Here is an 11660-nt window from a genome sequence, read left to right on the forward strand (position 1 = left end):
CTAACTGTCGATCGTCGTGGTGATGGTGGTGACCGACGGCGCGGCGGGGGTGCTGCCGAAGCCGAATCTCACCGGGGGAGACACCGGAGTCAGGGCTCCGAGATCTGCACCCTGCCACGATGCCTGCACATCGGTGACGCGATGTTGTGCTCGCGCGCCGTAGTACTCGCGTCGACCGCCGCCTGCGCTGCCGCGGGTACGCACGCCCCGCAGCAGCACTCGGGCGATGGGGTCACTGATCGCGCAGAACCACGGTGCCGTGGACACCGCGCCGGGGAGTAGCTGCAACGCCCGGCCGAGGAGAGTGGGGCCGGCGACTCGGATCCGTACCGACAGGTCGCCCGCTGTCACCGATCGCCAACCGTCCTGCTGAGCTGAAAATGTCACTGGAACGAGTTCGGTGGCGTCGAACGTGTATGTGGCCGTGACGAATTCCCGAACGTCCTCGTCGGGTGCGATGAGGAGTCGGTGACCGTCCGCGAACTCGATCATGACGTCGGTGAACTCGCCGAGAGGCGAGCTCGTCCAATGGCCGACGACGATGCGTACACCGGCGTGGGTACCTACCCCGTATATCTCACCGTGAAACCGTGATCTGGTCATCGTGCACCTTCACCTCTTCGGCACTGTGCGCTCCCAAACTATGCGGTGCATAGTGGAGGTATGGCGTCCTCGCAACCCACAGTATTCGTCCTGTTCGGCGCAACCGGAGACCTCGCGAAGCGAATGGTCCTGCCGTCGTTCTACCAACTCCATCTCGAAGGCCTGTTGCCCGAGAAATGGGTGTTGATCGGCAACGGACGTAAAGACACGTCCGACGACGAGTTCCGCGACCATGTGCGCGGCGCACTCGATGAGTTCGCCGAGAACGTGGCCGAGGGCGATTGGTCCGAATTCTCCCAGCGAATCCGATTCGCGGGCAACGGCTTCACCGTCGACGATCCCGGCAAGCTGGTCGAGGTCGTCGGCGAGGTGAAGAAGGATCTCGGCGACGACGCGCAGTTGGTGCACTACATCGCGCTCCCGCCGAGCACATTCGTGGACTACACCAAGGCGCTCGGGGCACACGATCTGGCCGAGGGCGCACGAGTGGTCTACGAGAAGCCCTTCGGCACCTCACAACGCAATTTCGAGGAACTCGACAAGGCCGTCCACGAGGTGGTCGACGAAAGTCAGGTCTATCGGATCGACCACTTCCTGGGCAAGGAAGCGACGCAGAACCTGCACGTATTGCGGTTCGCCAACGGAATGATCAGCGGCATCTGGAACTCGGAGCACGTGACCCAGGTGCAGATCGACGTGCCCGAGACGCTCGACATCGACGATCGCGCCGAGTTCTACGATGCCACCGGCGCAGTATTGGACATGCTCGTCACGCACCTGTTCCAGGTTGCCGCGGAGGTGGCGATGGAACCGCCCGCATCGTTGAACGCCGAGGATCTGCAGTCGGCGCGCGAGGAGGTCATCGGTCGGTTCCGCCCTCTCGATCCAGCGGAGGTGGTGCTCGGCCAGTACGACGGTTACCGAGATGTCGAGGGGGTCGACGACAACTCGACGGTCGATACCTTCGTTGCCGCCACGTTGTGGGTCGATACCGATCGCTGGCGTGGGGTTCCGTTCCTGCTTCGTACCGGCAAGATGCTCGGGGTCGGCGCGCAGCGGGTGTCGCTGGTGTTCAGTACACCGACGGACAGTCCGCTGGGCGAGTTGCCACCTGACGGTGCGGTGCTGACGTTCGACCTCTCCGGCGACGGCAGCATCGACATCGCCATGACGGTCAAGGAGCCGGGCCCCGATTTCGACCTGTCGGTCGGGCATCTGGCGCTACCGCTGAAGTCCGTGCCCGATGCCGAACCACTGAGCCCGTACGCGCGTCTGATTCTCGATGTGCTCAGCGGCGACCGCTCGCTGTTCACCCGGCCCGACGGTCTGGCTCACGTCTGGGATGTGGCCGCCCCTGTATTGAACGACCCGCCGAAGGTGAAGAGTTACGCACCCGGTTCGATGGGACCGGCCGAGGCCGATGATCTGGCGGCACCGTGCGGGTGGTTGATCACCGGAAAGACTCAGAGCAAGTGAGATCGGGCACCAGACAGTAGGTTTCGGGGCATCGAAAAAGTCCGCAGGTCCTTTTTGTCCGAAACTATGGACTGAAATGAGTCCGGACCGTTATGTTTCTGCCGTCTGGTCACACGTCCGACTCAGGCCTCGCGACATGCCTCCGAAAGGGTCTCCCTCATGTTTCTTCTCGATCTCCTCAGCGGTCTGCTCGGCGGCGGAACCGACGGCGGCGGTATCCTCGGCCCCATCACCGATGGCATCACCGAGGGAATCGCTTCGGGCATCGCCGACGCGATCTCGTCGCTGGTGACCGGAAGCGCCGACGGAATCTCCAGCTCCGCAAGCTAGAACTCTGCGAAACCCCGGGCCGGTCGCACTGGTCCGGGGTTTCGTCATGTCGCGGCTGTGTTGTCCATCCTGCACGTTGTCATCCTCGACGCGGAATCAGCATCAACGACGCGGAATCAGCATCAACGCAGCCAGGTAGATCAGTGCCACGGTACCGCCGGTCACGACCGTGGCGGCAACGGTGGCGAGTCGGACGATGTTGACGTCCCAGCCGAAGTATTCCGCGACGCCTCCGCATACACCACCGATCATCTTCTGCGAGCTGGACAGGGTGAATTCTCTTGGTTTATCGCTCTCGAATGTCATGATGAAAAGTCTGCTTCATCAACGGCTTTCGGCGCATCGGGGGTTTCACCCATATCGACCCCGATAAACCGACGGTCCGAAAACGGCACTCGAACAAGATCATCGACTTTTCCGGCCCGAGCCCTGGACCGCTGGATCGGACGGGTACTACCGTCGCAGATGGTTGCGAGAGATCTGGCACGAGCGCTACCCCGGCCCGTCCCCCTTGCGGGCCGGGATGGCGCGGCCGGGTCGAATCCCGTGTTCACCGAATCGCCATCGAACCGTCACCGATGAGCACTAACTTTCCGCACATGACCGACAATGATCTTCGCAACGGTGAGGCTCCACGCTCGAACCTGAGCGAGCTGCTCGATATCACTACGGCCGTCGATCTCTCCGATACCTCGGGTTTCGTCGTCGACGACTCCGACGACGACGATCCGGTACTGCTGACGGTCCCCGATGGTCATGTCGTCGACACCTGGCGGGAGGACTACCCGTACGACGAGCGCATGACACGGGCGGAGTACGAGCTCGAAAAGCGGCTGCTGCAGATCGAATTGCTCAAGCTGCAGATGTGGACCAAGGAAACCGGGCTACGCCACGTCATCATTTTCGAAGGCCGAGATGCCGCGGGTAAGGGCGGCACGATCAAGCGCTTCATGGAACACCTCAACCCGCGTGGAGCCCGCGTCGTCGCGCTCGAGAAACCGTCTGTCCGTGAGTCCACGGAATGGTATTTCCAGCGCTACATCGCGCATCTGCCTGCGGCCGGGGAGATCGTCATGTTCGATCGCTCCTGGTACAACCGTGCGGGCGTCGAGCGGGTAATGGGCTTCTGCACCGATGAGCAACACGCCCACTTCGTCAGGCAGGCACCGCTGTTCGAGCAGATGCTGGTGGACGAGGGTATCAGTTTGACCAAGTTCTGGTTCTCGGTGTCGCAGCACGAGCAGCGCACCCGCTTCGCCATCCGGCAGGTCGACCCGGTGCGGCAGTGGAAGCTTTCGCCGATGGACCTTGCCTCGCTGGACAAGTGGGATGCGTACACGGCGGCGAAGGAAGAGAACTTTCGGGCCACCGATACCGATGTGGCTCCGTGGACGGTGGTCAAGAGCAACGACAAGAAACGCGCGCGGATCAACGCAATGCGATTCGTGCTCAACAAATTCGACTATGCCAACAAGGACCCCGAGATTGTCGGAGAAACCGACCCGTTGCTCGTCGGGCGCGCGAAAGACGTCATAGGCGAGTAGTTTTCGCGATCCGTTCGGTGCAATGCCCGAGGTTCGGTTGCTATGGTTCGTTGTCGGTGCCCGGAGTCGGAACCTGTTGATGCGTCGCAGCCGAACGTGCGGTAGGAACGAGAGAGGTCGTATCACCTACGGCCGTACTTGCACACGAGCATCAGGAGATCCCATGGGTTCAGCAGCGCAGTTCGTCACCGACATCGCTACCGGCGTCTACGAGGGCATCGTCGACGCGATCGTCGATCAGATCGTCGGTGTGTTGACCTCCGGCAGCGCCGCGTAGGCATCGCGAACGGTGTCGCGGTCGCGGTCGGGGGCGGCCGCGACACTTCGGTAACGTCACCGATTTGTGATGGCACACCAAGCTTTTCGACTTTTACCGACATTTTCGTGTACAAGCTGTGACCTACTCGGGTAGAAATCTTCTTGCAGAGATCATCGCGTGGCATCCGTCACAGTCGATCTGCACATCCCCCTCGATGAAGGAGTATCTAGTATGTCCGCTGACCTCGGTGACCTCTTCACGATCCTCATCCAGCTCTTCTCCGGTATCAGTTCCTCCTCGGAGTGACCCTCCGCGGTCCCGCGTCGCCGCGCTCAGGCCCATGAGAACTCGGTCGGAGCCGACTCCGCGATGGATCCGCGATATCGACTCCGTGTTCGCGCCGCCCGTTCGGCATCGAATCCCACTTTTTCAAGGAGTTTTCATGGAACTGCTCGCGATCTTGCTTCAGCTGCTCGCTCTCGGCAGCTCGGAAGGTAGCGGCTCGGGCACCATCGAGATCCCCGGCGCGCCCGTCTGATCTACAACGAAAGCCGGGCTCGACACGTCGTCGGGCCCGGCTTTCGCGTTTCGAAGCGTGGTGTCGATCGACAGATCGTGCAGAGTTCGGCGATCGACCACCGGCCGGGGCGTCGAGACCGGCGCGTGACCGTGTGCATAAGGTGACCGGGTGCAGACGGTCCCCATTCAAATGCCCGACGGTTCGACGGTGCCGGTATCGCTCTTTCCCGGCGAAGGGCGTGACGATGCTCCGGTGATAGTCGTTCTTCCGGGGCTCGGAATTCCCGGCGGCTACTACCGCTTGTTCGCCGAGGCGCTCGTCGCGCGCGGATTTCACGCCGCGGTCGGCGAACTGCGCGGTCAAGGGGACAGTGTGCCGAAACCGAGTTCGGCGAGTCGGTACGGGTATCAGGAATTGGTGTCGGTCGACTTCCCGGCGATTTTCGAGGTGGTTCGGGAGCAGTTTCCGGAGTCGACGCCATACCTTCTCGGGCACAGCATGGGTGGGCAACTCGGGGCGATGTATGCCGCCCGCATCAGAGGCAGACTCGGCGGCTTGATACTGGTGGCGTCCGGGTCGCCGTACCACCGCGGATTCGGTGCCGCCCGCGGGGTTCCGCTGTACGTTGGCGCAGCGGCCATGGCTCTGACCAGCAACATCGCCGGCTTCTGGCCGGGTGATCGGATCGGGATCGGTGGCTTCGGTCGCCAGTCGCGTGTCCTGATCGATGATTGGTCACGGTTCGCGCGAAGCGGGTCGATCGAGCCGGCGGGGGCGGATATGGACTACGAGGAGCGGATGGCTCGTCTCACGCTTCCGGTCCTGGCCGTGACCATCGAAGGGGACGAACTCGCGCCTACAGGCTCGATGGACAATCTCGTTCGCAAGCTCGCCGATGCCGACGTGACCTCGGTGCACGTGGACGAACCGCTCGGGCACAACGGGTGGATCCGCATGCCCACGGCTGTGGCAGATCTCGTGGCGGACTGGATGCACCGTTAGTTCAAGTGGACTAATCTTTTCGGTTTCTCACTCGATTTGGCTCGTTCGCATGAACTTTTGGTTCGTTTTGGGGTAGTAAAAGTCTTCGAACCAGTATTTGTTCGACGACGTTAGTGAGCACGGCTATGAACGGCCCGGGGGATTCGGTTCGTGGATACGGAGGGAGAACGCGGATCGTTCGAGCGTTCCTGGTCCGCGGTATGGCTGCCTTGTGCGCGGCGACGTGCGCTGTAGTGGCTGTCCAGCCGGTCGCCGCTGCGGCTCCCGCAGACCTGATCGCGCATCCGCCGACGGAGTCCTACGTGGTTCGCACGGAGGAAGCCGACGGCGACATGACGGCGTTCGTCCATTCCGCGGCGATGGACCGCACGATCGCGCTGAAGATCCTGCGATCACCCGACCGAACCGCACCGAGCCCCACGCTGTACCTGCTCAACGGTGCAGGCGGGGGAACCGACGGCATGGACTGGTACACCCAGACCGACGTCGCGTCGTTCTTCGCCGACAAGAACGTCAATGTGGTCACTCCCATCGGCGGTGCCTATTCGTACTACACCGACTGGCAACACGACGACCCCGTGCTCGGCCGCAACAAGTGGGAGACCTTCCTTGCGGAAGAACTGCCACCGCTCGTCGACGACCTGCTCGATACCGACGGCCGCAACGTCATCGCGGGAATCTCGATGGCCGCGACGTCGGTCCTGAACCTCGTCGCCCACCATCCAGGCCTGTACCGCGCCGTCGGTTCGTACAGCGGATGTGCATCCACCACTGACATGTTGGGCAGGGCCTACGTCAAGACAGTGGTATCGATGGCGCTCGGGGCAAATGTGGGCAACATGTGGGGACCGGACAACGACCCCGACTGGCTGCGCAACGACGCGGTCGTCAACGCAGAAAAGTTGCGCGGTACAGCGATGTACATCTCCAACGGCAGCGGACTGGCCGGAGCCTCGGACACCCTCGACGGAACCAATCCCAACGGCCCGGGTTTCGTGCTGCTCAATCAGATGGTGGTGGGCGGCGCTATCGAAGTCGCCACCGGCGACTGCACCAGACGGCTGAAGGCGAAGTTGGAGCAACTCGACATCCCCGCCCACTTCGAACTGCGTCCGAAAGGCACCCACTCCTGGGGCTACTGGCAGCAGGACTTGCACAATTCGTGGCCGATGTTCGAGCAGGCACTGGCCGATTGAGGCTCAGCTCTGCGCGAGTCGTTGCCAGAGGAACTCGTAGGACAACGCAGTCTTGAACGCCAACTGCGCATTGTCCGACGCGCCGCCGTGCCCACCTTCGATGTTCTCGTAGTAACTGACGTCGTGACCGAGTTCTTCCAGCCGCGCAGCCATCTTGCGTGCGTGTCCCGGATGGACCCGGTCATCGCGCGTCGAGGTGGCAATCAGAATCGGGGGATACCGACGCTGCGAGGCGGGGACGACATTCTGGTAGGGCGAGTACCGAGAGATGAACTCCCATTCCGCTGGGTCGTCCGGATCGCCGTACTCGGCCACCCACGACGCGCCCGCGAGCAGTAAGTGGTATCGCTTCATGTCCAGGAGCGGCACCTGACAGACCAACGCGCCGAACAGTTCCGGATATTTCGTCAGCATGATGCCCATCAGCAGGCCGCCGTTGCTGCCGCCTTGGGCGGCCAGCTGTGCGGTGGTGGTGATCCCTCGCGTCACCAGGTCCCGTGCGACGGCGGCGAAATCCTCGTGGACGAGATGGCGTCCGGCGCGCAGCACCTGGGTGTGCCACTGCGGACCGTACTCGCCGCCGCCGCGGATGTTCGCCACGACGTAGGTGCCCCCACGCTCGAGCCAGGCCCGCCCGGTGGCGCCGCTGTAGCCGGGGGTCATCGAGATCTCGAAGCCGCCGTAGCCGTACAGCAGCGTCGGCCCGGGCTCGGCGTCGGTACGACGCACGACGAAATAGGGGATCTGGGTGCCGTCGTCCGATCGGGCGAAGAACTGCTCCACCGCCAGACCCTCGGTGTCGAAGAATGCCGGGGCCTGCTTGAGGATTTCCGGTTCCGCATCAGCGTTACCCAACAGAAGCGTCGCAGGTGTCAGATAGCCGGAGGAGGACAGGAAGAACTCGTCGCCGTTCTCTTCGGCATCGGTGCCGATGATTTCGGTGGTGGTCGAATCCGTCGTGCGCCTTTTGCGTACCTCCAGGTACGCAAAACGCGCACGAGGGTCGAGGACGTGCAACTGCGAGCGCACATCCTGCAACGTCACCAGCAGCAGGTAGTTCTCGGTCCAGGCGTACTGGTGCAGCGACGTGTGCTCGTCGGGCGCGAACAGGACCGTCAGAGCTGTCGAGCCAGCCATGAATTCTTCGAAGTCCGCGGCGAGCAGGGCCCCTGCGGGGTGAGTCGTCTCGCCGATCGTCCACGGCGTCATGGTGCGTACCAGGAGCCAGTTCTGGTGTACCGATGTCGACGCGTCGGTCGGGGTCGGGATCCGGGTGAGGCCGTGACCGTCGAGGACGTGGATCTCGGAGTTGTAGAAGTCGGTGGCGCGCTGGACGAAATCGCGCTCGAACCCCGGTGTGCGATCGTGCCACGCGGAGATCGAGATGTCTCGAGCTGCGCCTTCGAATACGGTCTCGGCCTCGGTGAGCGCAGTGCCACGACGCCACCGCTTGGTGATCCTCGGATAGCCCGATTCGGTCAGCGAACCGGGCCCGAAATCGGTGCCGACGAAGACCGTGTCGGCGTCGATCCAGCCGATGTCGGTCTTGGCCTCGGGCAGTGCGAATCCGCCGTCCTTCTCGGTGCGGAAGGTTCGGGAGTCGATGTCGAATTCCCGCACCACCGTCGCGTCGGCCCCGCCGCGGGAGAGAGTGATCAGGGCCAGTTGCTGATCGGGTCGCAGTACCTGCGCCCCGCCCCAGACCCAGTTCTCGCCCTCGCTCTCGGCCAGTGCGTCGAGATCGAGCAGGACCTCCCATGCCGGGTTCTCGGTTCGATACTCGTCCATCGTGGTGCGGCGCCAGATGCCTCGGACGTGCTCGGCGTCGCGCCAGAAGTTGTACAGGAACCGTCCTCGCCTGCGGGCGTACGGGATGCGAGCATCGGTGTCGAGTACCTCGCGAACGCGCGCCTCGGTGGCGTCGAACCGGTCTCCGGCCAGCGACTCGGTGGTCGCCGCGTTGCGAACGCGCACCCAGTCCAGTGCCTTCTCGTCGGTGACTTCTTCGAGCCAGAGGTACGGGTCGTCCGCGATAGTCATGCACCATTTCTACCCTCGGCGGTACTGTCCCGACGGGTGGGTCCGGTTGGGAAATGGAGAGCAGGCGCACGTGAGACTGTGGGAACAACATTGCTGCGTACCGTTGGCACACACTGCGGATCTCTCGGCTCTGGCGCGTTATCCGCAGGGCAGCCACCTGTCGATCAACGTGGGGTACTCACCGCATTCCAAGACCGAGGTCGCCGCACTGTGTGGCGAGTTCCGTCGGCAGGTTCTCGCCGACGATCGTCTCGTCATGGTCGACGCCGATCCCGTCGAGGGCGCGACCACGGTGGCCTTCGATCTCGAGGACTCGGGGCCGATCGAGGGCGACCTGGCCAACGTCGAATACGTCCACGGTCTCGGTGTGCGGTCGATGCTCCCCACCTACAACTTTGTGAACGCGGCAGGCTGTGGGTGTCTCGATTCCGACGACACCGGGCTCACGAGCTACGGCCGGGATCTGGTCGCGGAGATGAATCGGGTGGGAATGCTCGTCGACGGTTCGCATTGCTCGATTCGCACCGGGCTTGACCTGGCGGCAGTGACGCAGGCGCCGATGATCTACAGCCATTCCAACTTTGCCGCCCTGTGGTCGCACCCCCGCAACATCACCGATGAGCAGGCGCGTGAGTGTGCGCAGACCGGTGGGGTGGTCGGAATCAACGGAGTCGGTATCTTCCTCGGAGTGAACGGTCCAGCGGAAGCGGACGCGCGGGTGCAGGCGATGGCCGACCACATCGAGTACGCGGTGGAGCTGCTCGGTGTCGAGCACGTCGGTATCGGCTCGGACTATTCGTTCGACCACGAGGATTTCAACGCCGAGATGGCGGCGCATCCGGAGGCCTTCTCGCAGGAGTACACCCGCTACGGTCCGCTGCAATGGGTGCCTCCCGAGGGCGTGGCGTCGTTACCGTCGGTGCTGGCCGAACGAGGATTCGATGCAGAGTCGATCGCCGCGGTCCACGGCGGCAACTTCGCCAGGGTCGCCCGGATCGCGCAGGCTACCGGCGGGTAACGAAGACCAGGTCGAGACAGTGCGCGACGGCACGACTACGCTGGGGACCCGTGACCTCACACTATGACGTCGTTGTCCTCGGAGCCGGTCCCGGTGGGTACGTCGCTGCTATCCGCGCGGCACAACTCGGACTCAGCACCGCCATCATCGAGAAGAAGTACTGGGGCGGTGTCTGCCTGAACGTCGGCTGCATCCCCTCGAAGGCGCTTCTCCGTAACGCCGAGCTTGCGCACCTGTTCACCAAAGAGGCGAAGCTGTTCGGTATTTCGGGCGAAGCATCCTTCGATTTCGGTGCCGCGTTCGACCGAAGCCGCAAGGTGGCCGACGGCCGAGTCAAGGGCATCCACTTCTTGATGAAGAAGAACAAGATCCCCGAGTACGACGGCAAGGGAACGTTCACCGATGCCAACACCATCGAGGTCGAGATGACCAAGGGTGGCACCGAAACGATCACCTTCGACAACGCGATCATCGCGACCGGCAGCACCACCAAGCTGCTGCCCGGAACCGAGCTGAGCGAGAACGTCGTCACGTACGAAGAGCAGATCATGACCAAGGATCTGCCGGGTTCGATCCTCATCGTCGGTGCCGGTGCCATCGGTATGGAGTTCGGTTACGTACTGAAGAACTACGGCGTGGACGTCACCATCGTCGAGTTCCTCGATCGGGCTCTGCCCAACGAGGACAAGGACGTCTCGAAGGAAATCGAGAAACAGTACAAGAAGCTCGGTGTCAAGATCATGACCGGTGCTGCTGTGCAGAGCATCGACGACAACGGCTCCGAGGTGACCGTTGCGGTGAAGAACAACAAGTCCGGTGAAACCGAGACGATCACCGTCGACAAGGTGATGCAGTCCGTCGGGTTCGCGCCCCGCGTCGAAGGATTCGGCCTCGAGAAGACCGGCGTCGAGCTCACCGATCGCGGTGCCATCGGCATCACCGACACGATGCAGACGAACGTTCCGCACATCTACGCCATCGGCGATGTGACCGCCAAGCTCCAGCTCGCCCATGTCGCGGAGGCGCAGGCCGTTGTGGCAGCCGAAACCATCGGTGGCGCAGAGACATTGCCGATCGACGACTACCGCATGATGCCGCGCGCGACGTTCTGCCAGCCGCAGGTCGCCAGCTTCGGCCTCACCGAGGACCAGGCCCGCGAAGAGGCTCAGGCGCGAGGATCCGATATCAAGGTCGCGAACTTCCCGTTCGCTGCCAACGGCAAGGCACACGGCTTGGGCGATGCCACCGGTTTCGTCAAGCTCATCGCAGACACCGAGCACGGCGAGCTGCTCGGCGGCCATCTGATCGGGCCGGATGTCTCGGAGTTGTTGCCCGAGTTGACGTTGGCCCAGAAATGGGACCTGACGGTCAACGAGCTGGCCCGCAACGTCCACACCCACCCGACTCTGTCGGAGGCCCTGCAGGAAGCGATCCACGGCCTCGCAGGCCACATGATCAACTTCTGATCCCTGTTTCCCCGCAACGGCGGCGACCACCTCGGTGGTCGCCGCCGTTGCTGTCGGCACCCGAGTTGTGTCGATACCCGAGGTTCCCGTTCGATCCGCCCGAAGTCTGTGATTAGTCATAGCCGGGTAAGTGATGAAAACGTCACTTGGTCGATCATCGGCTGGTAATTTTCGTTGTCGGCGCGGGGGGGGGTCGCGCTGAACAC

At 63.0% G+C, this 11660-nt stretch carries 10 protein-coding genes; 7 read left to right on the plus strand and 3 right to left on the minus strand.

From position 1 onward, the window contains the following. Entirely contained in the window at positions 1–603 is a 603-nt protein-coding gene (locus J1M87_RS07520) for a hypothetical protein (protein ID WP_206488934.1), read from the minus strand. Positions 604–663: 60 nt separating this feature from the next. On the opposite strand from J1M87_RS07520, the gene J1M87_RS07525 reads away from it, so the two are divergent. Both J1M87_RS07525 and J1M87_RS07530 read left to right on the plus strand, forming a co-directional pair. Further along, a complete protein-coding gene (locus J1M87_RS07525) occupies positions 664–2079 on the plus strand; it encodes a glucose-6-phosphate dehydrogenase (NADP(+)) (protein ID WP_206488935.1) in 1416 nt (471 codons plus the stop codon). A 159-nt stretch (positions 2080–2238) separates the two neighbouring features. Beyond that, a complete protein-coding gene (locus J1M87_RS07530) occupies positions 2239–2409 on the plus strand; it encodes a hypothetical protein (protein WP_206488936.1) in 171 nt (56 codons plus the stop codon). Between the two features lie 102 nt (positions 2410–2511). On the opposite strand, the gene J1M87_RS07535 is transcribed toward J1M87_RS07530, so the two are convergent. Then, positions 2512–2715 carry a PspC domain-containing protein gene (locus J1M87_RS07535; RefSeq protein ID WP_206488937.1) on the minus strand — a complete coding sequence of 68 codons (204 nt, stop codon included), beginning with the start codon at positions 2713–2715 and terminating at the stop codon, positions 2512–2514. A 293-nt stretch (positions 2716–3008) separates the two neighbouring features. On the opposite strand from J1M87_RS07535, the gene ppk2 reads away from it, so the two are divergent. The 3 genes from ppk2 to J1M87_RS07550 all read left to right on the plus strand — a co-directional run bounded on the left by ppk2 (position 3009) and on the right by J1M87_RS07550 (position 6930). Then, on the plus strand, positions 3009–3953 hold the full coding sequence (ppk2, locus tag J1M87_RS07540; protein ID WP_206488938.1) for a polyphosphate kinase 2: 945 nt from the start codon (positions 3009–3011) through the stop codon (positions 3951–3953). Between the two features lie 947 nt (positions 3954–4900). After that, positions 4901–5734 carry an alpha/beta fold hydrolase gene (locus J1M87_RS07545; RefSeq protein WP_206488939.1) on the plus strand — a complete coding sequence of 278 codons (834 nt, stop codon included), beginning with the start codon at positions 4901–4903 and terminating at the stop codon, positions 5732–5734. Between the two features lie 200 nt (positions 5735–5934). Beyond that, positions 5935–6930: an alpha/beta hydrolase family protein gene (locus J1M87_RS07550; protein WP_206489094.1), complete on the plus strand. Its 996-nt coding sequence runs from the start codon at positions 5935–5937 to the stop codon at positions 6928–6930. Between the two features lie 3 nt (positions 6931–6933). On the opposite strand, the gene J1M87_RS07555 is transcribed toward J1M87_RS07550, so the two are convergent. Further along, positions 6934–8970: a prolyl oligopeptidase family protein gene (locus tag J1M87_RS07555; RefSeq protein WP_206488940.1), complete on the minus strand. Its 2037-nt coding sequence runs from the start codon at positions 8968–8970 to the stop codon at positions 6934–6936. A 70-nt stretch (positions 8971–9040) separates the two neighbouring features. Between J1M87_RS07555 and J1M87_RS07560 the strand changes: the two genes are divergently transcribed. Beyond that, entirely contained in the window at positions 9041–9988 is a 948-nt protein-coding gene (locus J1M87_RS07560) for a membrane dipeptidase (RefSeq protein ID WP_307830754.1), read from the plus strand. Between the two features lie 50 nt (positions 9989–10038). Beyond that, complete coding sequence (lpdA, locus tag J1M87_RS07565; protein ID WP_206488942.1) at positions 10039–11454, plus strand: dihydrolipoyl dehydrogenase; 1416 nt, start codon at positions 10039–10041, stop codon at positions 11452–11454. Positions 11455–11660: the final 206 nt, after the last annotated feature.

This window comes from Rhodococcus sp. KRD162 (assembly GCF_017168335.1).
Taxonomy (GTDB): domain Bacteria; phylum Actinomycetota; class Actinomycetes; order Mycobacteriales; family Mycobacteriaceae; genus Rhodococcoides.

Bases quoted from the DNA above. Each gene is read 5' to 3' on its own strand.
- J1M87_RS07520 (WP_206488934.1), bottom strand. From the start codon at position 603: ATGACCAGATCACGGTTTCACGGTGAGATATACGGGGTAGGTACCCAC.
- J1M87_RS07525 (WP_206488935.1), top strand. From the start codon at position 664: ATGGCGTCCTCGCAACCCACAGTATTCGTCCTGTTCGGCGCAACCGGA.
- J1M87_RS07530 (WP_206488936.1), top strand. From the start codon at position 2,239: ATGTTTCTTCTCGATCTCCTCAGCGGTCTGCTCGGCGGCGGAACCGAC.
- J1M87_RS07535 (WP_206488937.1), bottom strand. From the start codon at position 2,715: ATGACATTCGAGAGCGATAAACCAAGAGAATTCACCCTGTCCAGCTCG.
- ppk2 (WP_206488938.1), top strand. From the start codon at position 3,009: ATGACCGACAATGATCTTCGCAACGGTGAGGCTCCACGCTCGAACCTG.
- J1M87_RS07550 (WP_206489094.1), top strand. From the start codon at position 5,935: ATGGCTGCCTTGTGCGCGGCGACGTGCGCTGTAGTGGCTGTCCAGCCG.
- J1M87_RS07555 (WP_206488940.1), bottom strand. From the start codon at position 8,970: ATGACTATCGCGGACGACCCGTACCTCTGGCTCGAAGAAGTCACCGAC.